Here is a 23,680-nt window from a genome sequence, read left to right on the forward strand (position 1 = left end):
GGAGCCTGAGGGCTCCATTTTTGTTTCAGCTGCGGAAATACAGGTCAATTCACTCAAAAAGACAAAAATCATCTAAGCTTAAGCTACCCAATTATTCCAGCGGCAGGGAAGCTTAGAAAATGAAGATATATTTCAGCGTTCGACACTTTGTACTGTTATGTATTGCCGGGCTTGTGATCACTACCTCTGCCAACGCAGAAGAACGCCACCTGAAAGTCGGATACATCGAATTTCCGCCAATGTACTCGACAGAGAATGGCTCTCCCCGTGGCATCCTGCTCGATATCGGACGCACAATATTTAATGAGCTGGGATACAGTTACAGAGAAACCTCCTACCCCACACGACGCTTATTTAAGGCCCTTGAAGTCGGCATGGCTGATATCTGGTTTGGCATCAGAATTCCCCGACTAAAATCAGCAGCCATCATCGGAGATCAGCCCATCTATACGATTCAGCTGAATGTTTACGGCCTCGACAAGGTTCCTGAGGCGGCCAAAAAAGAAGACTTTAAAGGCAAAAGGGTGGTGATCATGCTGGGGTACACCTATTCAGACCTAGGCGCCTTCATCCGGGACAAGTCAAACGGCGTTAGCTATGTCGAGGCAAAAAGCCACCAACAGGCCTTACGCCTGCTAAAGACCGGGCGATTTGATTATCTGCTGGATTACCAATATCCACTGAATGCGGCGCTGAAGAAAGTGCCGCTGGAAAACATCCGGGCTAACACCATCGCACGCCTGCCGGTCTATATCTACGTCTCCCGGCGCACCCGTAACCCTGTTCAGTTATCAGCAACCCTGGACAGCACCTTTGCCCGCCTCAGCAATGAAGGCAAGCTAAACGTGGCAGGAAACTAAGCTACTGACCTAAAAAAACGGCCCCTGCGGGAACCAGTCCCGAGGAGCCGTCTGATGGAAACTATTTTCGCTCGTTGGCGTAGCTGAATACCGAGTCAGGAGTTCAGGCTGCCCGACTGCAGCCGGATGCTGACGCAGCAGCTTTGAAAAACACATACCGTACTGTAGCGCCAACCTGAAGCTGCAGAGCCTTGGCAGTCTCAGCGCTGATCAGTAGCGTGCCGTCTTCAGCAATTCGCGCAGGCGCGAGCGTCATACGGTAGTTATCAATACAACCGTTGCTGAGCATAAACTGGTCATCACCTTCAGACACAGATGAATCGATCCGAATCTGACCGGATACACTTTCACGCACGGTCCGAATCTCCTCACGGCCTACCTGAACCGACGGACCTCCGTCAAACAGATCAACATAGCCGGTAAAGCGGAACCCCTCTTTTTTCAGCATATGCAGCGCCGGCGCTGAGGATTCATGTGGCTTACCTATCACGGCCCGCGCTTCATCCGGCAGCAGATCCACATAGATTGGATACTTCGGCATCAGGTCAGAAATAAACTGAGTCCCTTTCAGGGCAGCGGTCGTCACGGCATCCTGGAATTCGATACCAAAGAACTTACTGCCCAGATAATCCCATAACGGAGAACGCCCTTTTTCATCCTGCCAGCCCCGCAACTCAGCCATTACCGTATCTCCGAAATGCTCCGGGAAATCAGCCAGCGTCAGGTAACGACAACGGGACAGCAACTGCCCGATCCCCGGGCGACGTGCTTCTGGCAGCAGGAACAGCGAGCCGACTTCGGTCGCACCGGTATAGTCGTTGACCATACTCAGCACTTCTGTCTTGCGCGTGGTTTCAAGACAGCTGGAGCTGCTAACCAGAGTGGAGAGCTTATAAGAATAAAAGGGACGGTTCAGGCCGATGCCGGTATAGAGCGCCGTTGTGCCCACAACCTTTCCGGCTTCAGTATCTTCCAGCACCATGAAATAGGTACCCACTGCATCATGCGCGCCTTTCTCCGAGAAGCTACGGCGGGATGCAGCTATTTTCTCCCTCCATGCAGCCTCATCTGCCGGCATCGATGTCATACCCTTTCCGACAGCCTGTGACATGGCCATCAGATCCTCAAGATCGCTTGACTGGCATGGACGAATTATCAGCATATTGAACCCCGTTTCCGACTGGAATTTTCATTCTTATGTCGAAAATTTTAGCTGCGAATCGTCAGAATTAGCTCTCTATTTCAGCCTGATTGATTCATATAATTGGCTACAAAACAGATAAGGCCGCATAAAATTCGACAACCTGAAAATCTGATCAATAACCGATCACGGGGAGGACACCAGCGCTAATCGCTTGTAGAATCGGCATTACAACAGCAGCCGTCAGGATTCGCTGCAATTATCACTCAAATAAGACGGATTCAGATGCATCTCGACAAGATTAATCGAAAGATTCTTTCGATCCTTCAGCAGGAAGCACGAATTACCAACCAGCAGCTGGCAGAACGGGTTGGCCTGTCACCCAGCTCGTGCCTTAACCGGGTTAAGAAACTGGAGGAGCAAGAGCTGATTGGCCCCTACCTCGGCGTATTGAGGATGGAAAAGCTCTGCCGCAGTGTGACGGTGATCGTGACGGTCAGCCTGAAAGACCAGAGCACCGACTCTTTCCGGGCGTTTGAGAAAGCAGCCCGGGATATACCGGAGGTTGTTGAATGCTATACCGTCAGCGGCACATTCGACTTCTTTATGCGCATCGTGGCACCGGATATGTTGCGCTACAACCAGATCAATGATCAGCTGCTGGATATCAACCCGGGCATGGTTAACCTAAGCAGTCATGTGGTTCTGAACACCGACAAACCATTTCGCGGCTACCCGCTGGAGCAATTGCTGGAAGACTGATCCGGCTGCTGCCATATACAACAACGCCGCCCCGATTACCCGGAGCGGCGTTCTGTAATCTGAATCGACGCAATCTATATGTGGTTCAGCTCGGATCAGCCCACCGACAGTGGATCCGTCACTCCCATTACATAAAGGGCAAACAGTCCGATCAGGCCACTCATCAGTACATAATAAGCTGTAGGAATAATGGTCTTACGTAGCACCTTACCTTCCTGACCAAACAACCCTACAGTCGCAGAGGCCGCCACCACATTATGGATCGCAACCATATTACCGGCCGCAGCACCCACCGCCTGCAGCGCCACCATGATGGCACCCGAGACCGCTAGGTTCTCAGCCACACCAAACTGGAACTGGCTCAGCATCATATTACTGACAGTGTTACTACCGGCGATAAATGCGCCGAGCGCACCGATTGAAGCGGCAAACAGCGGGTAGACATTGCCAAAGACATAAGCCACATACTCCGCCATCGCTACCGGCATGCTGGCAAGGTCCTGAGCATTCACCCCGGAGTTAATCAGGATACGCACCATCGGAATGGTAAACACCAGTACAAAGCCAGCGCCAATCAGCGTCTTCGAGGATTCTCCAATAGCTGCCTTCAACTCACCGAAGCGCATTCGGTGCAGGAAGAACGTCACCAGTACGACAAATACCAGTACGCCGCCGGGCAGGTAGAGCGGCGCAAAGCCTGCACTGATGCCCTGCTCTCCCAGAATATTCTTAAAGCCCAGAGATACAGATTTCAGCATCCCCTTAAATTCCGGACTGACGCGGCTGGCAACCAGAATCAGCGCAACCAGCACATACGGAAACCATGCCAGCGTCGCACTGATCGGCATCTTTTCAGTCAGGCTGTCGATTTTCACCTCAAGCTGCCCCATCCAGTCAGATGGCCATTCTTTAGCCGGTGCGAAATCCCAGCCATCCTTCGGCAACAGGAAATTATGGCGGGCAGCAACTGTAACAATTGCCAGGCCAACCAGACCGCCAATCAGAGACGGGAATTCGGGCCCCAGGAAGATACCGGTCGCCATATACGGCAGGGTGAACGCCAGACCGGCAAAGAGAGCAAACGGCGCTACACTCAGGCCTTCAGTCCAGGACTTATTACGACCAAAGAAACGGGTCAGCATCATAATCATAAACAGCGGGATCAATGTACCGACCAGGCCGTGAATGATTGCCACTTCGGAGGTGATCAGCTGCAGGTATATCTCCCAGCTACTGCCTCCTGCTGCCAGCTGTTCGCTGAGCGTCGCTTTATCCAGGCCATTCTGCACACCGATGATAATTGGCGTGCCCACGGCACCGAAGGACACCGGTGTACTCTGTATCATCATCCCCATCACCACAGCCGCCATCGCCGGAAAGCCAATAGCCACCAGCAGCGGCGCAGCGATCGCAGCAGGCGTACCAAAGCCAGACGCACCTTCAATAAACGAACCAAACAACCAGGCGATGATAATCACCTGTACCCGGCGATCGGGACTGATATTAGTAAAGCCAGCACGGATACTGGTGATCGCGCCGGAATGCTTAAGCGTGTTTAGCAGCAGGATAGCGCCGAAAATGATCCAGAGGACCGATACGGTGATCAGAAGCCCCTGCACCGTGGAGGCTAATACACGGTTAAAGGAGACTTCCCAGGCAATCAGGGCAATAGCCGCCGTCGCCAGATAGACAACAGGCATCGCAATACGTGCAGACAACTGCAGACCGATCAGCAATAGCGCCGCCAGAGCGATTGGCAGGACAGCCAGTAAGGCTTGGACTTCGATACTCATCAATGTTCCCGTTTTGGATTTTTTTATGGGATTCGTTTGGCCTCGTATCCTTGAGTATTTTGTCTGCGCGGGCCGAAACCTGAACAATCAGACAAAAACGGCCAGAATCCTACCAGAGTGAAGGGAATTGTGAAGTGAAAAATTCTATTTTTGTAAATTGGTATTACCAATAAATTACATTCATTTTATCTATTAACGCCAAAATATCAGCATATTTTCACCGTATACGTCACACCAAGAACAAAACATATAATTGGTATTACCAATATAAACTACTGATTCGTGCTGCAAATATGGCTTCAGAAGAAAATTCAGCCGGGATAGATAAATGAGTAGAAATCCCCCCATACACTATGCTGACAGGAGTGACGAGCCACCCATCTGCAGATGACCACACAATTTCTGGCGCACCAAGCCCGCGCCAGACGGGGCTCGCAAACAAATGGCACAGATAGTGCTTGTTCATAATTCCCGAATTCAAGTTTCAATTTGGTTAATTGCCTATGTATAGCCTGCGTCAACGGGTCGGCTTAGTGCTTGGCCCCCTCGCCTTTATCTCCATCCTTATGCTGCCCCTTCCCGACGGGCTTAGTCCGGAAGCATTAAAGGTCGCCGCCATCGCCACCCTGATGGCAACCTGGTGGATCACCGAGGCCATTCCGATCCCTGCAACCTCTCTGCTGCCAATCGCGCTGTATCCTTCGCTGGGGGTGATGAAATCGGCTCAGGCAACACCTTCCTACGCCAATCACCTGATCTTCCTGTTTATGGGTGGCTTCCTGCTGGCGATTGCCATGGAGCGCTGGAACCTGCATCGCCGCATCGCCCTGCATACAATCCGCATCGTGGGTGTCGGGCCTGACCGCATCATCCTCGGCTTTATGGTTGCAACGGCATTTCTCTCCATGTGGGTCAGCAACACCGCAACGACGATGATGATGGTGCCGATCGGCCTGGCGATCATTAAACAAACACTTTCAGCACTGGAAGAAAACCCGGTTAACGGCGTCTCCTCACAGCCAGAACAGTTCAACTTCGGTATTTCACTGATGCTGGGCATCTGTTTTTCAGCCTCTATCGGTGGCGTGGGCACTCTGATCGGCACCCCTCCCAACACGGTACTGGCGGGTATGATGGAGAACATCTATGGCCAGAGCATCGGCTTTGCCGAGTGGATGAGCTTCGGCGTCCCTCTGGCGGTCGTTATGCTGGCGGTGGCCTGGCTGATTCTGGTTAAGCTGGTTTACCCTTCGGGACTGAAATCCCTGCCCGGCGGCCAGGCACTGATCGACCAGCAGTTGCATGATATCGGCAAGATCAGCCGGGAAGAGAAACTGGTCCTGCTGATATTCCTGCTGACTGCGTCTGGCTGGATACTGCGTGGCTTCGTAAAGCCTCCAATGATCCACGATGCGACTATCGCCATCATTGGTGCCCTGCTGCTGTTTATGGTGCCGGTTGATCTGAAAAAGGGCCGCTTCCTGCTGGACTGGGAATCTGCACTTAAACTCCCCTGGGGCGTCATCCTGTTGTTCGGTGGCGGCCTGGCACTGGCAAAAGGCTTCGCCGACACCGGGCTGACCGAATGGATCGGCTCCCAGCTAAGCGCGCTCAGCGACCTGGATCTGGTGTTGTTCATCGGCGTGGTGGTGTTGCTTACACTGTTCCTGACCGAAATCACTTCCAATACAGCAACCGCTACCCTGTTGATCCCGGTGATGGCAGCCGTGTCCGGCAGCATGGGTGTGCACCCGTTCGGTCCTATGTTTGGTGCCGCCGTCGCCGCATCCTTTGCCTTTATGTTGCCTGTCGCAACTCCGCCTAATGCCGTGGTCTATGGTTCGGGCTTTGTCAGCATCAACCAGATGGCAAAAGCCGGCTTCTGGGTCAACCTGGTCGGCGCCGCGGCCATCACCCTGTTTATCGCCTGGATACTGCCAGTACTCTGGGGCATCGACCTGGCCAGCACTCCTGCCTGGGTTCGGTAAATAAACAGCAGAACACAGGGACGTGTTCATCAAAACCCAATCTTGAGAAAAATATCGCCGTACTGATCAAAACTATCAGTTAATCTTCTAACGCTTTGTTTTGTAGTGCAAAATAAACGTAAGGAAACTTTTAACTGAGGGAACACTGTGAAAAGAGTTTTAACAATCTCGTTATTGGGTGCGATGATCAGCGGCTGTCTAAATACAATCCCAGGGCCGGAAGCACGGGACATGTCGGGCAAGTTCGATGGTGACTGGATGCTAACCGTGACTATCGACCACGAAACCCAGCAATCAGCACGCTACGAATTTACCTGCCCCAAACGCCAGTTTCTGCTACCTTCCAAAATCAAGGATGGATTCCTTACGTTTAGTGCCGGGCCACTCGGCAACTTTGAGGGCATTGTCGAACCCAATGGCGACCTCCATCTACGCCAGGAAATCGGGGAATTTCGGTCCTCGGACACCCCCAATGACCGTGCCGACTTAGTACTGCAAGGCACCCTGAGTGAAAACAAGGGCGAAGGAATTTATATCCACGCCATCCATGAAACAGACATGGGCTGCAAAGGACGCTTAACTGCTCAACGCACAGATTCTGCATAACCACAGCGGGCCTACTTAATGCGGCTATTAGACACCGCCCTGAGATAGCCCCGATTGAAATACAGAAGCAATATCAGAGTGCAATTACGCCACGTAAATAGCACTCTGATATTCAATTAGGTAAGGTATCAGCCAGATCCCAACGGAACCGGGCCTGTCATGCAGATCTTCCTTTACCTCAGCACTTTCCTCTTCTCTGTTATAACGCTTTCCACCCAGGCTGCGACGCTGGTTCATATCGGCAGTGTGGCTCCGGACGTGCTGGCACTGGAATTCCAGGCCCAGTCAACAATACCGGCGCGACAGGTACCTTACGACAGCCAGCTGCTGGACTCGATCGAACAGAAGGAACGTCATATCTGGGTGCGTCGCTACGGAGAGGTGATCGGAGCACTGGCGGGGCGTGATCGCAAGACGTTCTACCCTTATGACAGAGTCGAAGGCCAGCCACTGAACACGACCTGGGCCGACACTCCATCCAGCTACCGCCTGATCAATACTTCTTCGGGTAAGCCAGTTCTGGAGACCCCGGTTAATGTGTATCGCAAAAGCCGGCCCAATAATATTGCCCGCACTGGTTTCTGGCAGTTTGCCTGGCCCAGCCGCCACTTTATCTATCTGCAGTTTGCCAAACCGCTGCAGGAGGGTGGACGTTACCTGCTTCAGATGCCTGGCAGCCAGTTTCCACCTTACCGCTATACCCATAACACCCTGACAGTGCGCTCCGAAGCAGTGCACCTTTCACAACTCGGCTTCAGGCCTGACGATCCGACAAAACAGGGTTTTCTTTCCCTCTGGCGCGGCAACGGCGGTGGCCAGAACTACGCCAGTAACCTGCCATTTCACATTATCGACAACCAAACCAATCGCAGCCTGTTCCGCGGCAGCGCCAACCTGAGCCGCGGGGCCCGGGAGGCGGAGGACAGCTACGGTAATAACTACAACAAGACAGATGTGCTGCAACTGGATTTCAGCGAATTCAGGCGCCCGGGCGATTACCGTCTTTGCGTAGCGAAGATCGGCTGCTCCTATCCCTTTCAGATCAGTGACCAGAGCTGGCTCAGGGCCTATAGGATTGCAGCCCGCGGCTTCTACCATCAACGCAGCGGCATAGAACTGGGACCACCCTACACCCAGTACCGCCGGCCACGTAATTTCCATCCGGATGACGGCGTCCGGGTAATACAGTCACGCACCCCACTGATTGAGACGGCTAACGGCCTGAATGCCCACGGCAATGACCCGGACAATTTCACCAATCTGATTCGGGGCCGCACCGCTCAGACCCTGTCCAATGCCTGGGGTGGATATGCCGATGCCGGTGACTGGGACCGTCGCATACAACACCTGCGTATTGCCCGCCTGCTGCTTGAGCTGTATGAGATGTTTCCCGGGTATTTCAGCCGGGTTAACCTCAATATCCCGGAATCGGGAAATCAGCTGGCGGATAACCTGGATGAAGCACTCTGGGGACTGGACCTGTTTCGTCGTTTGCAAACGGTTGAAGGCGGAGTCCGCGGCGGTATTGAGTCAGCAGAGCACCCACGCCACGGTGAAGCCAGCTGGCAGGAATCCCTGGAAGTGTTTGCTTATGCGCCGGATCACTGGTCAAGCTATATCTACGCCGGTGTCGCCGCCCGCGCCGCTTTCGTATTGCAGGACCTGTCACCAGAAAAAGCCCGCCAGTATCGCACCAGCGCACTGGCCGCCATGAACTGGGCCGAACGTAAACGTCGGACGGTGCGTTATCCCAAGCCGTTACATCAGGTCAATGATGAGCGAAACCTGGCGGCGGCGGAGCTGTTCCGCCTGACCGGAGAGCAACGCTGGCACCGTATATTTGTTGATACAACGGCTTTCACCGCCCCCGGCACTCCACTGAAGCAGTGGCAGAAGCATGATCAGAGCGATGCTGCGTTTCTCTATCTGCGCAGCGCCAATGCCGACAAAGCACTTAAGAAAAGGATGCTGCAGGCGATGATCGCCGAGGCGGAGTTCAGTATCAGTCAGTCCGGACAGACCGGTTTCCGCTGGACCAAGCGCGAGTCCGGCGAATGGGTTGGCTGGGGTATGCTCTCAACTCCCGGCACACTGACACTGGTACGCAGCCACTACCTGACCGGTAAGCAACGTTATCTGAAGGCCGCTCTGGCATCCGCCAGTTTCGGCGCAGGCGCCAACCCACTGAACATGACGTTTACCACGGGCACGGGTATCAACTCACCCCGTAATCCGCTGCATCATGACAGCCGGGTCTCCGCACAACCAGCACCGCCCGGCATCACTGTCAACGGACCGCTGGAGCTGCGGCATCAGGTCAATTACTGGACCGCCAAGCTGTTCAGGTCAGTGATATTTCCTGCCCACAGCGAATGGCCTGTCACTGAGGCCTACTTTGATCTGTACACCTTCGCCCCTTTGACCGAGTTTACCGTCTATACCACCATGGCAAACAACACCTACCTGTGGGGGTATTTCGCCGCACGCCCGAGCCAGGGAACCCGATCAGGCGCGAACTGATCTAACAGCTATGAAATGCCAGCTATTACTCATCGTGCTGATTCTGCCACTGTTACTATTGCAGAAGGCAGCGGCCGTTCAGGCCCCACTGTATTGTGACGTCAGAGGCAGCGACGACCACTTTATCCTCTACTCTCACCAGATTATCTGGTCAGGCGAGCACTATATCTTCTATACCCTGATGGATGGCCTGACCATCGCCGCTGTACACCGGCCCAGCCTGCGTTACAATCGCCTGACCAATCTCAACCTGCACCAACCCGGCGAACGGCTCCAGCTGTTTAGCGGTCAGTGCCAAATCAGCGAGTCCGCCACACCTTGAGTCATGATCAGGAAAAATGGGATCAGCGCTATCGCGATAAACCCATGCAGGCTCCCGCCCCCAGCGAGTTCATCCGCGAAATACTGCCGCAGTTAAAACATGGCACGCTGCTCGATATCGCCAGTGGCGACGGCTCCACCAGCCTTTTTCTGGCACAGCAGGGTTTTAAAGTCACAGCGGCGGATATCTCTGCCACGGCGCTGCAACGCCAGACTCAGTTTGCTTCAGCGCTGGGTGTCGAAATAGAAACCTTATGTTGCGACCTCAACACAGCAGAGCCACTGGCGACAGATACGCCCTATGACTGCATAACCCTGACGCGCTATCGCCCCTCCCAGGCACTGATCACACAGATCATTTCCTGGCTAAAGCCCGAAGCGACTCTGGCTATCAGCGCCTTCACGGCCGGTATCAATCCCCGGTTCTGTCTACGCCCCGGTGAGCTGAAAAACACCCACCCGAAACTGGAGCTGGTTTACTACCGCAATCGCAAGAGCAATGGCTCGGCTCTGGACGAGTACCTGTTCCGTCGCCGCACTTGAATTCGGCGCATAGTGGGCAGTGCCTGTGAGGGACTGAATTATACTGAGCGGTGTGATTGACGGCTTTGCCGGGAGGGTCACCATGACTATTTCAAGTACACTCTCTGGATATATCCATCAGAAAGCAGGCAACTACGACGTGATCGCACACAGCTGCTCGGAAAGCGCAGTTGAATCGGCTTCACTGGCAGACCTGCCGCTAAAACAGGTCGCCAAGGCAGTCGTTCTGCATGATCAGGATCATTATATGATGGCGGTCATACCATCAATGAATAAGCTGATGCTGCCTCAGCTGCAGCAAATGCTTGGCAGACGCCTGCAACTGGCTTCCGAAGAGGAACTGGCTCCGTTGTTTTCCGATTGTGAAAAAGGCGCTGTTCCGGCGATCGGACAGGCTTTTGGATTACCCCCGGTGTGGGACGATCAGCTGGCTGAATCTGAAGATATATACGTTGAAGCAGGTGATCACCGTCACCTGATCCATCTGAAGAAAAAACAGTTTATGGAGCTGATGCGCAATAAACCTCACGGAGAGATCAGTTGCCGACCTGAAGATCTCTATGATCTGACTCACTACTGATATCCGTCAGCTGACGATCTGACCAGGTCGTCAGTTCTCCTCCGACCAGCACTGCGCCAGATAATCCACCAGTGTTCTGACCCGCAGGGACAGGTGGCGCCGATGCGGAAAGATGGCATAAACACCACTCGACTGAAAGCTATAGTCCGCCAGCACCTGAACCAGCTCGCCACTGGCCAGCAGATCACTCACTGCAAAGTCCGGCACATTGGCAATGCCAATACCGGCCAGTGCCGCTTCTCGGGCTGCGAAAGCACTGTTCACCGCCAGACGGCTACTGATCCTTACCACTTGCTCTTCTGCATCCCTGCGAAAACGCCAGCGCGTCCCCTCGCGCCAGTTTGAGTCAAAAATACAGGGATAGTCTGCCAGTGCCTCAGGGAATTCGGGCAGGCCCCGTGTCCGGGCAAACTCTCTGGAAGCCACCAGCACGACACGGGACTCTGACAGCTTTCGTGCCACCATGCTGGAATCCTGCAACTGACTGATCCGGATCGCCAGGTCGAAGCCCTCACCAACCAGATCCACAAAGCGATCACTCAGATGGAGATCGATATCCAGATCAGGATGCCGCTGCAGAAACTCCGGCAATACACGCATCAGGTGCATCTCACCAAATGTCTGCGGCACCGCCACACGGATGGTCCCCCTGAGCGACCCGGTTTCCCCCGCCGCATCGGACTCCAGTGCACTGACATCATCCAGAATCTGTTTGCAGCGCTGATAATAGAGCCGCCCCTCCTCCGTAACAGAGAGCGTACGGGTGGTTCGGTTAAGCAAACGGATCTGCAACAGGTCTTCCAATTGCTGCACCTGCCGACTGATGACGGCCTTGGTCTTACAAAGCCGCTCGGCAGCGGATGTAAAAGAACCGCTTTCCACTACAGCAACAAAACTGGCCATCAATCCGAGCTTATCCATTTGTATACTTTTCCATAACAATAATTAGGTTTATACACCATTGTATACCCTGAGGACCGACCAGGATAAGAACAGTCTCCGGCCACAATGCCTTGATCCTCCGACACTATCGCGGGCAGATCAGATTCACCGCCGCAGGCTGGCTCTGTTATTCTTAGAGCATAACAACGCAACCTTCCCAAACGCGTTACCGTTCTGTCCAAGGAGTGACCCTTATGCCCGTCAGTAATGCAGTGATCCGCATCTCCAATCTGAGACTGCGCACCTATATCGGCTTTAATCCGGAAGAAATGGCCAAACAACAAGATGTGGTGATCAATGTTGAGATCCAGTATCCGGCCTATAAAGCCACCGAAAGTGACGACGTGAGCAAAGCGCTCAACTACAAGGTAATCACCAAGCGGATGATCCAGCATGTCGAGGAAGGGCGCTTTCTGCTGCTGGAAAAACTGGTCGGTGACCTGCTGGAAATTGCCCACGAACACGACTGGACCGAGATGGCCCGGGTAACGGTTGATAAACCCCATGCCCTGCGCTTTGCCGACTCGGTTTCACTGACGCTGGAGTGGCAAAAGGGCTAAGCCTCCAGGGTGATTTTGACCGGCGAGACTAGCGACATATGGACTAAGGTCTAAACTAAAGGGCATTATCCGTCAGCCCCTCCCGGGGATAGGAAATATGTCCTTTAGCAATATGATCTCGACCTCAATCCTCACCCTTCCATTGCTGATTAACGGCCCGGCAGCGGCGGCTCCACCCAACTGGGCAGTGACCGGATACACCGCCCGCCTGAGCGCTGATGGCATCGAAGATGTGCTGGGATTCAGCGCAGACTACGAGGACGACTATCAGCTTGCAGCAATCGCCCTCAGTAAGCGCATCGATGATCCTTATGAATCAATTGACCTGGAGTGGGAGGCTCAGCTGGCCAAACACACCGAAGGCCAGAGCCACTGGGAAGCCAATGGACTGATAATCGGTCGCTGGCTGCCCTTTCCCTGGGACAACACTCTGGACACCTCGTTTGCCGTCGGAGCCGGCCTCTCCTACGCCAGCGAGCTGCCGGAATTTGAACAGGTCAATCATCCGAACGCCAACCAGTTACTGGCGTACCTGCTGGTCGAACTCGAGTTCACCGTACCGCAACAACAGGACTGGAGCCTGGTGTTTCGGGTGCATCACCGCTCCGGGGCCTACGGTTTGTTCAGTGATGTGGAAGGCGCTTCCAATGCGCTGGGCATCGGCCTGAAATATCGTTTTGACTGACCCCGTCCGGCAACCTTTGCCGGCGTCATTGGATTGTCTTAATCACAGGCCTACAATCCGTATGTTAGCGGGCTTTCCGGAGCGCTTTTGAGCTCCTGATGCTGTGCCTTAATTCGCTTTAATAAGACGCAGTAAGCCAATCCCAGTCAGGACGACATCATGCCAAATAAGCTATTTAGTCTCGCCGCTCCTCTCATCTGCACCCTTTTGCTTAGTGCGACCACAGCGGTCAAAGCACAGGATAGTGGCACACTGCCAAAACTTGCTGCACTTCAAGGCCAGACCTCCGTATCCGGCCTCTCTTCGGGGGCATTTATGGCCGCTCAGTTCCACATAGCCTACTCTGAAGAACTGGTCGGCGCCGGAGTGATTGCCGGCGGCCCCTGGAACTGCGCCAGGTCGCATACAGGACTCCCCTCAATCAATGCAATGTCCGTTTGCATGAACCCCTGCTCAAATCCCTGGATGCCCTGCAACGATCACTCCTTTCCAGATACCGATCGCCTCAGGGAGATGGCTGAGCGCAGTGAAAAGCAAGGCGATATCGACACACTGGCAAACCTGACCAACGATAAAGTCTATCTGTTCTCCGGCCAGAGCGATCAGGTCGTCGTCACCGGCGTGATGAACACCACTCAGGACTTCTATGCCAAGGTCGGCGTACCAGCCTCGAATATCCGCTACAACCGCAGTGTCGATGCCGGTCATGCGATGGTAACCGACCAGCCCGATGACACGCCCTGTTCACTGACCGAGTCGCCCTTTATCAATAACTGTGGCTTTGAACAGACCGAACGCCTGTTACAGCATATCTATGGTGCACTGGAAGACGCAGCCAATGAAGCCACGGGCCGCATGCTGCAGTTTAACCAGAAGGAGTTTTACGGCGACGACAGCGCGGGCTTTGCCGACACCGGTTACCTCTATGTCCCTGCACAGTGTGAGGAGGCAAGTTGTCGGATCCATGTCGCCTTTCACGGCTGTGAACAGAGCGTGTCCGCCGTCGGCCACGACTTTATCGAGGGAGCCGGCTATAACGAGATTGCCGACAACAACCGGATAATCGTGCTCTATCCGCAGATTAAATCATCCCTGATTCCTGTAAACCCAATGGGTTGCTGGGATTTCTGGGGCTATAACGACCTGCCAATGGGGCCTTATCATTTTTACCGCAAAGATGCGCCACAAATGAAAGCCGTTGCCGCCATGATCGAACGACTCACGGCCAGCCGCTGAGTACAGTATCAGGCTGACAGCTAAAACATAAACGGGGGCCCTCAGCCCCCGTACATATCGCCCCTCAGCAACACTGTTGCTTCAGCGCGATGACTGCGCAGCCGCGGTAAACAGCACATCGGTCGAGCTGTTCAGTCCGGTTTCTGCTGAGTCCTGCACCACACCGATAATAAAACCGACAGCAACAACCTCCATCGCCACCTCGTTACTGACACCAAACAGGCTGCAGGCCAATGGGATCAGTAACAGCGAACCACCGGCGACTCCGGATGCACCACAGGCAGAAACCGCTGAAACGGCACTCAATAACAGAGCTGTCGCCAGATCTACTTCGATACCCAGCGTATTGACTGCTGCCAGCGACAACACCGTGATGGTGATTGCCGCACCGGCCATATTGATCGTTGCACCGAGAGGAATCGACACAGCGTACAGCTCCCTGTTCAGTCCCAGCTTATGGCACAACGCCATATTCACAGGAATATTGGCAGCCGAGCTGCGGGTAAAGAAGGCGGTCACCCCGCTCTCGCGCAGGCAGGTAAAGACCAGCGGATAGGGATTACGGCCGGTTCTGGCAAACACCAGTACAGGATTGATCACCAGCGCCACCAGCAACATTGAAGCCAGCAACACCGACAGCAGTTCAGCGTACCCCAGCAGCGCCTCGCCCCCGGTCTGCGCCACTGTATTCGCCACCAGCCCGAATATCCCCAATGGCGCCAGGCGGATAATGACCTTCACAATGGCCGATACTGCATCCGACAGATCGCCAACCAGCTGACGGCTGCTTGGCGAAGCCTGACGCAGAGCCAGCCCCAGGCCCACTGCCCAGGCGAGGATACCGATGAAATTCCCCGTCGAGAGTGCGGTTACCGGATTGTCCACCAGCTTAAATATCAGGTTACGCAAAACCTGATCAATCCCTTCCGGTGGCGCAACGGCAACATTGGCAGAGACCAGTGTCAGCGTTACCGGAAACAGCATGCTCATCACAACAGCCACCAACGCAGCCAGCAGCGTGCCCGCCAGATAGAGCATAAGCACTGGCCTTATCGACGTGCCCGCATCTGTTTTCTGCCGACAGATCGCTGCAGTGACCAGCACAAACACCAACAGTGGTGCGACAGCCTTCAGACCTCTTACAAACAGATCACCCAGCAGCCCGAAATTCCGGGCCAGTTCCGGTAGCGACACAGCCAGCATCACGGCGGCTACCAGCGCGAGCAGGATTTGCTTGATAAGACTGCCCCGGGCGACGGTAGCAAAGAGCAACTGAGCTTGACTCATAACGACTCCATACGGCCTTAAAACGACCCTTAGTGAACAAAGGGACGGCATCATACAGAAAGCCATTCAATAATCCATACTAAAGTCGCAAACCGCGGTGCCAGACAAGCAATGCAAAGGTCGCGCTGAGACATCAAAAGCAGACGCTAAGAAGCAACCTGGTAGAAAAAACCCATGTAAAATCAATCGATATCTGCGAATAAGGGGTTTACCCCGTTCGGCTGGCAGATCTTTCTGTTATCCTTGCGCTTCAAATGCTGATCAGAGTTCACGGCTGATCTACCCGCGCTACCTGAGGTTTCCGGCAGGCGAGACTGCACCAGACCCCGGCAGACTTCAGGAGGGCAGAACTCCGGCCTGAACAGCATTGAATATGTAACTAATTGACCCATAAGGTTAGTGATCATGACCGTCACGAATTCCAAACCACAAGAATTTGTCCTCAAAACCACCTGTGAAGCCAGCAGTGGCATCGTTGCCGCCGTTACCTCCTTTCTCGCCGAGCGTGGCTGCTATATCAGCGAACTGTCCCAGTTTGACGACCATGATACCGGCCGTTTCTTTATGCGCGCGGTATGCCATATCGAAGCCGGTGACTGCACCCAGGACGAGCTGCGCGAGCAGTTTGAAGAAGTCGCAGAACGTTTCGGTATGACCTGGGAGCTGGCCGACTCGGCACGCCCGATGAAAGTGCTGATCATGGTAAGTAAGTTCGACCACTGCCTGGACGACCTGCTGTATCGTCACCATAAAGGCGAGCTGAACATGGAGATCACCGCCATTGTCTCCAACCATCTCGACCTGCGCCCGATGGCTGAACGTCAGGGCATCCGCTTTGTTTACCTGCCGGTAACCAAAGAGAACAAGCGCGAGCAGGAGCTGGCGTTGATGGAGATCGTCGAAGAAACCGGTACTGAACTGGTGGTTCTGGCGCGCTACATGCAGATTCTGTCAGACAACCTCTGTGCAGAGCTGAACGGCCGGGCGATCAACATTCACCACTCATTCCTGCCAGGCTTTAAAGGCGCCAAGCCTTACCACCAGGCCCATGAACGCGGCGTGAAACTGATCGGCGCAACTGCGCACTACGTGACGGCAGACCTGGATGAAGGTCCGATTATCGAACAGTCCGTACAGCCGGTTGACCATACCTTCCGACCGGATGCGCTGGTTGCCGTTGGCCGTGATACCGAGACCGTTGCCCTCGCGCGCGCACTCAAGCTGCATATCGAGAAGCGTGTCTTCCTGGACGGCAACAAGACCGTGATCTTCCGCTAAGCCCTCGCGCCTTTGGGCCCCTGGCCCGCAACCAAAAACGCCGATCATCTGATCGGCGTTTTCGTATCGTGCTGACTGTTGTGGGGTTTAAACCAGACCGCTGATTGCACCCAGCGCGCCGATGGCACCACCAAACACCCCACCCCAGACCACCAACCAGCCCAGGTGCTCTCGGATCATCTTCTGCACGATCTCTTTCACCAGCTGCGGTGTCAGCTCATCCAGACGCTGCTGGACTATCACCTCGACCTTAGCGCGCATCTCAGCCATAACATGGGGACTTTCCAGCTCATCGCGAAGCAACTCAATAAACTTCTCGTCCCGGGTCATCTCCTCGATAGAGTGCTTCATCTTAGCGACAAACGGCTCGCGTAAAGGTTCCAGCGCCTGGGTTCCCCCCACCATCGCCAGCATACTGCCAAACGACGAATTCTGAATCACCTCAAGCAGCGAATCGAAGGTCGGTTCAAAATCCAGCTGCTCAATCACGGGGGCAAGATGCAGATCTGCCTGAGTACCGTTGTCACCGGACAGGAAACGATCGATATTCTCCTCGGTAAAAAACTGCTCCATCATCAGCAACCGGATGCCCCGCTTGAAGTCTTCAAAGCGGGCGGGTACGACGCCGGAGCCATACAGACCGGGAACCTTTTCAAACAGCATATGTACGGCCAACCAGTTGGTCAGCGCACCAGACAGCGCAAATAATCCGATAACAAACAACAGATTGCTACCGCTGAAATAACCTGCAGCAACCAGCGCCGCTGCCAACAGGTTGGTCAGGAAACTCTTATTCATCAGCCGGATCTCCACCAGTACTTTTCCAGGGCGCTATTGTGCCCGGAAATAACGACAAGTAAAGGCCGATAGATCGCCTGAGAAGGACAAATCAGTAGAGTTTCTGCCCCAGCTCCAGGCAGGTGAGATAGAGGCGCATATCCAGCTCAAGCTGATGATAGTCCGGCTCCATATGACAGCAGAGGTTGTAAAAGGCTTTGTTGTGCTCTTTCTCTTTGAAGTGAGCCAGCTCGTGCACCACGATCATACGCAGAAAGCCGTCAGGCGCTGTCCTGAAGACCGTACCGATTCGAATTTCGTGGCTGGACCTGAGCTTGCTGCCATGCACTTTTGACTGAAAGGTGTGCGTACCGAGGGCATTGCGAATTACGTGCAGCTTGCTATCCCACAGCACTTTATTGACCGGAGGTGCCTTACGCATCGTACGGTTTTTCATCTCGACGACATAGTCATAGAGAGCCCGCTCGCTGCGAACCTGATGCGCTTCGGGGTACTTGTCCAGCAGATAAGCCGCCAGCCTGCCCTGCTCAATCAGGGCCAGTGCCTGATGCTGAATCTGGGGCGGATAGCCACTGAGATACCTGAGTGACGCCAGAGTAGTATTCGGCTTCATAGTCGCTGTCCGCAAAACCGCGATTGTATCAGCATTCTCCGATCGGCGCGGCCCCGGGCCCTAAAGGCTGGCCGTAGGAGAATTCCACATAATTGCCATTAGGGTCTCTAAGGCCACAGTAATAGCCTACCGGCCAGGGCTCCTGGCGAGGTGGCCATACCAGGCAACCTTCGATGCGTGCCTGCTCTGCCAGCCGATCGACGGCCTGTTTGGAATCCAGGGCAAAGCCAAAGTGACGATAGTCGTCTGCTTTCAGTTGCAGGTCGCTACCGCCATTCATAATGACAAAGATAAATTCAGCTTCCCTGCCTGGTTCGGCAATCCAGACAATCTGCTGATTTCCAGCCTGACGCTGGTGAATCACCTTCATACCGCAATAACGCCGGTAAAAATCGAGGCAAGCGTCGATATCGGCAACATGTAACGCCAGATGGGTCATACTGGGTGCTTTCATCGGACCACTCCTTTTCCTCTTAAGGTTAGGCCAAATCAGCGCCGAAACTTATAATGTATTTGATATCCATTTTAAAAAATCATAACATGCATTAACCATCCATCTTATGAGGAACAGGCAATGATGATGTGGAGCCAGACCGAGGTAATGGTGTTCTATGTTCTGGTCGCGATGCTGGCTTATAAGCTGTGGACCGTATGGCATGTGGCAAGAAAGTCGAAAGCCAATCGGGAGGGCAAGCTGATCTTTCTCGGTGTCATTTCAGGTCTGAGCCTGTTCGCCTTCGGAGCCAAGGTTTACATTGGCCATATGATGGGGCTTTAACGAAAAGCCTTCAGGGGAAGAGAATGAGGCAGGCGGATTGTGCAGCCAGCGCAGAAATGTCAGAAGAACGGGCAATCCGGAGATTGCCCTCAGCGCGATCACACAGCGGTTACTCTGCCAGTTCGAGCTTCTGCGGTGCGACCAGCACGCCATTGTTATCGGCGTAGATATACTCGCCCGGACGGAATGTAACACCACCAAAGGTCAGCGCAACATTAAGGTCACCCAGGCCACGCTTGATCGTCGGCATAGGATGGGTCGCCAATGCCTGCACACCGATGTTCAGTTCGCCAATGGCGTTCACATCACGAATACAGCCATAAATGATAATACCCTCCCAACCATTGAGCGCTGCCTTCTCTGCCAGCATATCGCCCAACATGGCACAGCGCAGCGAGCCACCACCGTCTACCACCAGGACTTTCCCCGCACCCGGCTGAGCAACCTGCTCACGCACCAGCGAGTTGTCCTCGAAGGCCTTAATCGTGACGATTTCGCCACCAAAGGCTTCACGGCCGCCAAAGTTACCAAACATCGGTTCTACTACAGTGACCAGGTCACGAAACTGATCACAAAGTTCTGGGAGCAGATCTTCCACGCGTATCTCCTGTCTTTGCCTGCTCCGGCTGTACATCGCAGGAGTAGGATTCATAAATAGGGTGACTATAATGGCGCATCGCTATTTCCATTGCACTACAACGATGGAAGGGGCGATGGCGAAATTTTCAGCACTTAAGGCCCGCTATGATCACTATCAGAACAGCCCAACCGGAAGATGAACACACCTTACTCAGGCTCTGGCTCAAGCTTCACCGCTATGTCAGCCTGCTGGAAAAGAGCGCCTTCGGTGAGGTTGATGAGGCGGCAACATTACAGCAGTACCAGAGAATGATCAGCCAGACGCTCGACAGCGATAATGCCGCCATTCTGATCGCCGAATCAGAGAGCCAGGTTGTGGCGACGCTGGCCTGCTTTCTCAGCCAGAAACCGGGCTACACCCGGTCGGACAGCGGCATCCTCTACAACCTCTGGGTCGAGCCGGAAGAGCGACGCCAGCAAACGGCCACTCACCTGCTCTCGGAAGCCCAGCGCTGGCTTAAACAACGGGGCGCGGCATCAGCCCAGGTTGCCTGGCACCCTGCCAATACGCTGGCTGACAACTTCTGGCGTAAGCACGGCTACCGCCCCTACGAGACGATAGCCGCCCGACCCCTTTAGGCCTGATAGCAATCAGCAGTTGCGGGCTTGCCTTACAACCTGCAGCAGTGCCTGTACCGGGTGCGGCAACTGCTTTTGATCCAGGCGCTTAACTTGACTGCGACAGGAATAACCTGTTGCCACCAGCTTGCCCTTGTTTTCATCGGCGTTAACCACATCGGCCCAGCTCATCCGGTAGATCTTGCGCGATGTTTCCAGGTTCTCGGTTTCATGACCGTAGGTGCCGGACATACCGCAGCATCCGGTCGCTTCGACTTTCAGCTCCTGCCCGAGGGCCGCAAAAATCTGCTGCCAGCTGCGGATACTCGGCGCCGCCGAGGTCTTCTCGCTGCAATGCGCCAGCAACTTGAATTCTCCCGGCGCGATATCACCGGCATGCTGCCTGATTCGCTCACACTGGGTCACCAGCCACTCCTGCAGCAGCTGGACGGCCGGTGCGCGGCCACCGATCGCGCTGGCATACTCCTGACGGTAGGTCAGGGTCATGGATGGATCGATCCCCACCAGCGGCAGCTCGCTCTGTTGCAACAGGCGCAGCATATCAGAATTACGCTCGGCAGCCTTTTCGAAGGCTGACATAAAGCCATGAACATGCAGTGGTTTGCCATTCGGCAGGAATGGCGCCACCAGCACGGTGATTCCCATCTCTCCGAGGAAGTCGATCAGATCCAGCACCAGCTGGGTCTCGAAGTAGCTGGTAAAGGCGTCCTGGACAATAATCACAGCATTGTTGCGCTGGGATTCGGACAGGGCATCGATAGCGGCCTGGGAAGCGATCGGGATAGCACGCTGATCCAGCCCCTGTTTCAGGCTGTTGGTGCAGATCGCCGGGCTATCGACCATACCGGCAACATTGCGGAATACCTTTTTCAGCGCGCCATTGTTCATCGCCCAGTTGTACGGTGCCGGGAAGCGGGAGAGCCAGGGAATCATATATTCCAGCCCCGCTACCATATAGTCCTTCGCCGGACGCAGATAGCGGCCGTAGTAAACTTCAAGGAAGCGGGCGCGAAAATCCGGTACGTTAACCTTGATCGGGCACTGACCAACACAGGACTTACAGGCCAGGCAACCCATCATCGCTTCATGCACTTCATTGGAAAAATCGTATTCACCACGCTGCTTAGCCCGGGTGTTACGGATTTTCTGCGGCAGGCTTTTCAGGAAAGAGCCGGTCTTAACGCCGATACTCTCCCGCTGCAGATCCACCCCCTGCTTCTCCATCAGGCGCAGCCACTCGCGAATCAGTGAGGAGCGGCCCTTCGGTGAATGAATGCGCTGGCGGGTCGCCTTCCAGGAGGGACACATGGCATCTTTCGGGTCGTAGTTGTAGCAAGCACCATTGCCATTACAGAACATCGCTGAGTCATAGCTGTCACGGGTTTCAGCACTGATCTGACGATCATACTGACCGCGGGTTGGCACCCCATCTATCTTAAGCAGTTCTGCGCCGTCGATCATCGGTGTGGCGATCTTGCCGGGATTCAGCTGGTTACGCGGGTCAAAGGCACCTTTGATCCGCTGCAGCTCGGCATACAGTTCACCAAAGAACTCAGGTGCATATTCAGAACGCAGGCCCTTGCCGTGTTCGCCCCAGAGCAGACCTTTGTATTTCTGCGTCAGAACCACCACCTGATCGGTGATCTCCCGGATCAGCCCCTCCTGCGCCTCATCCTTCATATCGATCGCCGGGCGCACATGCAGCACACCGGCATCAACATGACCAAACATGCCATATTTCAGGCCGGCACCGTCCAGCACCTGGCGGAACTCCATAATGAAGTCAGCCAGATTCTCTGGCGGCACCGCCGTATCTTCCACAAAGGGGATCGGACGTTCCTGCCCTTTGGCGTTGCCCAGCAAGCCTACCGCCTTCTTACGCATCGCCCAGACCTTACCGATCTCGGCTGCACCGTAGACGACGGTATAACCAAAGCTCTTACCGGCCTCACCATTGACTGCCTCCAGATGGCGAGTCAGTTTCTCTACCCGCTGGCGCAGCGCTTCTTCGCTATCGTCGGTGTACTCAACCAGGTTAATCCCCTGGATATCCGGCTCGCCGGCTTCCCGGGGGAAATAGTCGCGCACCGTGTCCCAGACGATATCGCCCATAGCCAGGTTAAGCACCTTAGAGTCAATCGTCTCGATGGAGGTAGGTTTCCAGTCCATCAGCGATTTGGCATCACGCAGCGAAGTCTCAAAGCTGTCGTACTTGATATTCACCAGGGCGGCAAACTTAGGGATAGGCAGGACATTCAGCTTCGCTTCGGCGATAAAGGCCAGCGAGCCTTCAGCGCCACAGAGGATTGAATTGAGGTTAAAGCGGCCCTGCTCATCACGGATATGTGCCAGATCGTAACCGGTCAGGCAGCGGTTCAGCTTAGGGAAGCGCGCTTCGATCAGTGCCCGCTTCTCATGGAAAATCTCATCGACCAGACGATGAACTTCACCGACCCGGTCATCACGCTGCTTAATCGCTTCCAGCGCGCTGTCATCCAGTGGCTGGGATTCCCATACCGCACCATCAAGCAGGACGCTTTTCAGTGCCAGCACATGGTCCCGGGTCTTGCCATACAGCACCGAGCCCTGGCCGCTGGCATCGGTATTGATCATACCGCCAATTGTGGCGCGGTTACTGGTCGACAGCTCCGGGGCAAAGAACAGCCCATAGGGCTTGAGTGCAGCATTGAGCTGGTCCTTAACCACCCCACCCTGCACCCGCACCCAGCGCTCTTCTGCATTGATTTCGAGTATCCGGTTCATATGACGGGATACATCCACCACCAGACCGTCGGTCAGGGACTGTCCGTTAGTACCAGTGCCGCCACCGCGTGGGCTGACGACCAGATCCTTAAACTTCGCCTTGTCGGAGTACCTTGCAATCAGAACCAGATCATCCAGATCACGGGGATAGAGCACACCCTGTGGCAGCATCTGGTAGATACTGTTATCCGTGGCTAGCACCACACGGTTAGCGTAATCCGGATTCAGGTCGCCCTTAAAACCGGCACCTTTCAGCTGCTCTATAAATTCCAGATAGAGCGCCTGGGTGGCATTTGCCTCGGCAATACGTGGGATCATGGTTCTCGATCAGTTTGTCATTGGTATAAAAATGTGGCCCCGGGGTGGGGTTATTGCTGTAACGATGCAGGCACCGGTCACTTGTGACAG

At 54.5% G+C, this 23,680-nt stretch carries 23 protein-coding genes; 14 read left to right on the forward strand and 9 right to left on the reverse strand.

Going from position 1 to position 23,680, the window contains the following annotated elements; translation table 11 throughout:
• The first annotated feature begins 119 nt into the window (after positions 1 to 119).
• Complete coding sequence (locus Q354_RS0119295) at positions 120 to 860, forward strand: substrate-binding periplasmic protein (RefSeq protein ID WP_027859037.1); 741 nt, start codon at positions 120 to 122, stop codon at positions 858 to 860.
• Positions 861 to 963: 103 nt separating this feature from the next.
• Here Q354_RS0119295 and Q354_RS0119300 read toward each other — a convergent pair whose 3' ends face one another.
• Positions 964 to 2,022, reverse strand: coding sequence for an arginine N-succinyltransferase (locus Q354_RS0119300; protein WP_027859038.1), 1,059 nt, complete (start codon positions 2,020 to 2,022; stop codon positions 964 to 966).
• A gap of 264 nt (positions 2,023 to 2,286) precedes the next feature.
• On the opposite strand from Q354_RS0119300, the gene Q354_RS0119305 reads away from it, so the two are divergent.
• Positions 2,287 to 2,763, forward strand: a complete 477-nt coding sequence (locus Q354_RS0119305) for an Lrp/AsnC family transcriptional regulator (RefSeq protein WP_027859039.1) — start codon at positions 2,287 to 2,289, stop codon at positions 2,761 to 2,763.
• A gap of 95 nt (positions 2,764 to 2,858) precedes the next feature.
• On the opposite strand, the gene Q354_RS0119310 is transcribed toward Q354_RS0119305, so the two are convergent.
• The gene (locus Q354_RS0119310; protein WP_027859040.1) at positions 2,859 to 4,556 is read right to left on the reverse strand and encodes an L-lactate permease; all 1,698 of its coding nucleotides are present in this window, start codon (positions 4,554 to 4,556) and stop codon (positions 2,859 to 2,861) included.
• 503 nt (positions 4,557 to 5,059) lie between these two features.
• Between Q354_RS0119310 and Q354_RS0119315 the strand changes: the two genes are divergently transcribed.
• The 6 genes from Q354_RS0119315 to Q354_RS26550 all read left to right on the forward strand — a co-directional run bounded on the left by Q354_RS0119315 (position 5,060) and on the right by Q354_RS26550 (position 11,114).
• Positions 5,060 to 6,544, forward strand: a complete 1,485-nt coding sequence (locus Q354_RS0119315; protein ID WP_027859041.1) for an SLC13 family permease — start codon at positions 5,060 to 5,062, stop codon at positions 6,542 to 6,544.
• Positions 6,545 to 6,691: 147 nt separating this feature from the next.
• Positions 6,692 to 7,150 (forward strand): hypothetical protein, encoded by a 459-nt coding sequence (locus Q354_RS0119320; protein ID WP_156948433.1) that lies wholly within the window; start codon positions 6,692 to 6,694, stop codon positions 7,148 to 7,150.
• A 159-nt stretch (positions 7,151 to 7,309) separates the two neighbouring features.
• Positions 7,310 to 9,670 carry a glycoside hydrolase family 9 protein gene (locus tag Q354_RS26540; protein WP_051560375.1) on the forward strand — a complete coding sequence of 787 codons (2,361 nt, stop codon included), beginning with the start codon at positions 7,310 to 7,312 and terminating at the stop codon, positions 9,668 to 9,670.
• Between the two features lie 10 nt (positions 9,671 to 9,680).
• Positions 9,681 to 9,992 carry a hypothetical protein gene (locus tag Q354_RS0119330; RefSeq protein WP_027859043.1) on the forward strand — a complete coding sequence of 104 codons (312 nt, stop codon included), beginning with the start codon at positions 9,681 to 9,683 and terminating at the stop codon, positions 9,990 to 9,992.
• A complete protein-coding gene (locus Q354_RS27620; protein ID WP_051560377.1) occupies positions 9,989 to 10,534 on the forward strand; it encodes a class I SAM-dependent methyltransferase in 546 nt (181 codons plus the stop codon). Before Q354_RS0119330 ends, Q354_RS27620 begins: the two co-directional genes overlap by 4 nt.
• An 82-nt stretch (positions 10,535 to 10,616) precedes the next feature.
• The gene (locus tag Q354_RS26550) at positions 10,617 to 11,114 is read left to right on the forward strand and encodes an aminoacyl-tRNA deacylase (RefSeq protein WP_036230793.1); all 498 of its coding nucleotides are present in this window, start codon (positions 10,617 to 10,619) and stop codon (positions 11,112 to 11,114) included.
• A gap of 30 nt (positions 11,115 to 11,144) precedes the next feature.
• Here the strand turns inward: Q354_RS26550 and Q354_RS0119345 are convergent, their stop codons facing one another.
• Positions 11,145 to 12,035, reverse strand: coding sequence for a LysR family transcriptional regulator (locus tag Q354_RS0119345; protein WP_027859044.1), 891 nt, complete (start codon positions 12,033 to 12,035; stop codon positions 11,145 to 11,147).
• A gap of 215 nt (positions 12,036 to 12,250) precedes the next feature.
• Here Q354_RS0119345 and folX point away from each other — a divergent pair, with 215 nt between their 5' ends.
• From folX to Q354_RS0119360, 3 genes are all read left to right on the forward strand, one after another.
• The gene (gene folX, locus Q354_RS0119350; protein ID WP_027859045.1) at positions 12,251 to 12,616 is read left to right on the forward strand and encodes a dihydroneopterin triphosphate 2'-epimerase; all 366 of its coding nucleotides are present in this window, start codon (positions 12,251 to 12,253) and stop codon (positions 12,614 to 12,616) included.
• Positions 12,617 to 12,713: 97 nt separating this feature from the next.
• On the forward strand, positions 12,714 to 13,301 hold the full coding sequence (locus Q354_RS27625; RefSeq protein WP_051560379.1) for a hypothetical protein: 588 nt from the start codon (positions 12,714 to 12,716) through the stop codon (positions 13,299 to 13,301).
• Positions 13,302 to 13,460: 159 nt separating this feature from the next.
• Positions 13,461 to 14,537 (forward strand): extracellular catalytic domain type 2 short-chain-length polyhydroxyalkanoate depolymerase, encoded by a 1,077-nt coding sequence (locus tag Q354_RS0119360; protein WP_156948434.1) that lies wholly within the window; start codon positions 13,461 to 13,463, stop codon positions 14,535 to 14,537.
• 81 nt (positions 14,538 to 14,618) lie between these two features.
• Here Q354_RS0119360 and sstT read toward each other — a convergent pair whose 3' ends face one another.
• Positions 14,619 to 15,824, reverse strand: coding sequence for a serine/threonine transporter SstT (gene sstT, locus Q354_RS0119365; RefSeq protein WP_027859047.1), 1,206 nt, complete (start codon positions 15,822 to 15,824; stop codon positions 14,619 to 14,621).
• A gap of 405 nt (positions 15,825 to 16,229) precedes the next feature.
• Here sstT and purU point away from each other — a divergent pair, with 405 nt between their 5' ends.
• Entirely contained in the window at positions 16,230 to 17,102 is an 873-nt protein-coding gene (purU, locus tag Q354_RS0119375) for a formyltetrahydrofolate deformylase (RefSeq protein ID WP_027859049.1), read from the forward strand.
• An 87-nt stretch (positions 17,103 to 17,189) separates the two neighbouring features.
• On the opposite strand, the gene Q354_RS0119380 is transcribed toward purU, so the two are convergent.
• The 3 genes from Q354_RS0119380 to Q354_RS0119390 form a co-directional block, all read right to left on the reverse strand.
• Positions 17,190 to 17,900, reverse strand: coding sequence for a hypothetical protein (locus Q354_RS0119380; RefSeq protein WP_027859050.1), 711 nt, complete (start codon positions 17,898 to 17,900; stop codon positions 17,190 to 17,192).
• 91 nt (positions 17,901 to 17,991) lie between these two features.
• Positions 17,992 to 18,513 carry a M48 metallopeptidase family protein gene (locus Q354_RS0119385; protein ID WP_027859051.1) on the reverse strand — a complete coding sequence of 174 codons (522 nt, stop codon included), beginning with the start codon at positions 18,511 to 18,513 and terminating at the stop codon, positions 17,992 to 17,994.
• 28 nt (positions 18,514 to 18,541) lie between these two features.
• Positions 18,542 to 18,967, reverse strand: coding sequence for a VOC family protein (locus Q354_RS0119390; protein ID WP_027859052.1), 426 nt, complete (start codon positions 18,965 to 18,967; stop codon positions 18,542 to 18,544).
• 120 nt (positions 18,968 to 19,087) lie between these two features.
• On the opposite strand from Q354_RS0119390, the gene Q354_RS0119395 reads away from it, so the two are divergent.
• On the forward strand, positions 19,088 to 19,291 hold the full coding sequence (locus Q354_RS0119395) for a hypothetical protein (RefSeq protein WP_027859053.1): 204 nt from the start codon (positions 19,088 to 19,090) through the stop codon (positions 19,289 to 19,291).
• A 109-nt stretch (positions 19,292 to 19,400) separates the two neighbouring features.
• Here Q354_RS0119395 and rraA read toward each other — a convergent pair whose 3' ends face one another.
• Positions 19,401 to 19,889, reverse strand: a complete 489-nt coding sequence (rraA, locus tag Q354_RS0119400) for a ribonuclease E activity regulator RraA (RefSeq protein ID WP_027859054.1) — start codon at positions 19,887 to 19,889, stop codon at positions 19,401 to 19,403.
• Between the two features lie 146 nt (positions 19,890 to 20,035).
• Here rraA and Q354_RS0119405 point away from each other — a divergent pair, with 146 nt between their 5' ends.
• Entirely contained in the window at positions 20,036 to 20,509 is a 474-nt protein-coding gene (locus tag Q354_RS0119405; protein WP_027859055.1) for a GNAT family N-acetyltransferase, read from the forward strand.
• A gap of 12 nt (positions 20,510 to 20,521) precedes the next feature.
• On the opposite strand, the gene ydiJ is transcribed toward Q354_RS0119405, so the two are convergent.
• The gene (gene ydiJ / locus Q354_RS0119410) at positions 20,522 to 23,590 is read right to left on the reverse strand and encodes a D-2-hydroxyglutarate dehydrogenase YdiJ (RefSeq protein ID WP_027859056.1); all 3,069 of its coding nucleotides are present in this window, start codon (positions 23,588 to 23,590) and stop codon (positions 20,522 to 20,524) included.
• Positions 23,591 to 23,680 lie beyond the last annotated feature (90 nt).

Source organism: Marinobacterium jannaschii DSM 6295 (assembly GCF_000620085.1).
Taxonomy (GTDB): Bacteria; Pseudomonadota; Gammaproteobacteria; order Pseudomonadales; family Balneatricaceae; genus Pontibacterium; species Pontibacterium jannaschii.

Excerpts from the sequence above, each read along its gene's own strand:
- Q354_RS0119385 (WP_027859051.1), bottom strand. The coding sequence starts at position 18,513 with ATGAAGCCGAATACTACTCTGGCGTCACTCAGGTATCTCAGTGGCTAT.
- Q354_RS0119330 (WP_027859043.1), top strand. The coding sequence starts at position 9,681 with ATGAAATGCCAGCTATTACTCATCGTGCTGATTCTGCCACTGTTACTA.
- Q354_RS0119305 (WP_027859039.1), top strand. The coding sequence starts at position 2,287 with ATGCATCTCGACAAGATTAATCGAAAGATTCTTTCGATCCTTCAGCAG.
- Q354_RS0119295 (WP_027859037.1), top strand. The coding sequence starts at position 120 with ATGAAGATATATTTCAGCGTTCGACACTTTGTACTGTTATGTATTGCC.
- sstT (WP_027859047.1), bottom strand. The coding sequence starts at position 15,824 with ATGAGTCAAGCTCAGTTGCTCTTTGCTACCGTCGCCCGGGGCAGTCTT.
- purU (WP_027859049.1), top strand. The coding sequence starts at position 16,230 with ATGACCGTCACGAATTCCAAACCACAAGAATTTGTCCTCAAAACCACC.
- Q354_RS27625 (WP_051560379.1), top strand. The coding sequence starts at position 12,714 with ATGTCCTTTAGCAATATGATCTCGACCTCAATCCTCACCCTTCCATTG.
- folX (WP_027859045.1), top strand. The coding sequence starts at position 12,251 with ATGCCCGTCAGTAATGCAGTGATCCGCATCTCCAATCTGAGACTGCGC.
- ydiJ (WP_027859056.1), bottom strand. The coding sequence starts at position 23,590 with ATGATCCCACGTATTGCCGAGGCAAATGCCACCCAGGCGCTCTATCTG.
- Q354_RS0119390 (WP_027859052.1), bottom strand. The coding sequence starts at position 18,967 with ATGAAAGCACCCAGTATGACCCATCTGGCGTTACATGTTGCCGATATC.
- Q354_RS26540 (WP_051560375.1), top strand. The coding sequence starts at position 7,310 with ATGCAGATCTTCCTTTACCTCAGCACTTTCCTCTTCTCTGTTATAACG.
- Q354_RS0119345 (WP_027859044.1), bottom strand. The coding sequence starts at position 12,035 with ATGGATAAGCTCGGATTGATGGCCAGTTTTGTTGCTGTAGTGGAAAGC.
- Q354_RS0119405 (WP_027859055.1), top strand. The coding sequence starts at position 20,036 with ATGATCACTATCAGAACAGCCCAACCGGAAGATGAACACACCTTACTC.
- Q354_RS0119300 (WP_027859038.1), bottom strand. The coding sequence starts at position 2,022 with ATGCTGATAATTCGTCCATGCCAGTCAAGCGATCTTGAGGATCTGATG.
- Q354_RS0119360 (WP_156948434.1), top strand. The coding sequence starts at position 13,461 with ATGCCAAATAAGCTATTTAGTCTCGCCGCTCCTCTCATCTGCACCCTT.
- Q354_RS0119310 (WP_027859040.1), bottom strand. The coding sequence starts at position 4,556 with ATGAGTATCGAAGTCCAAGCCTTACTGGCTGTCCTGCCAATCGCTCTG.
- Q354_RS0119315 (WP_027859041.1), top strand. The coding sequence starts at position 5,060 with ATGTATAGCCTGCGTCAACGGGTCGGCTTAGTGCTTGGCCCCCTCGCC.
- Q354_RS26550 (WP_036230793.1), top strand. The coding sequence starts at position 10,617 with ATGACTATTTCAAGTACACTCTCTGGATATATCCATCAGAAAGCAGGC.
- Q354_RS0119380 (WP_027859050.1), bottom strand. The coding sequence starts at position 17,900 with ATGAATAAGAGTTTCCTGACCAACCTGTTGGCAGCGGCGCTGGTTGCT.
- Q354_RS0119395 (WP_027859053.1), top strand. The coding sequence starts at position 19,088 with ATGATGATGTGGAGCCAGACCGAGGTAATGGTGTTCTATGTTCTGGTC.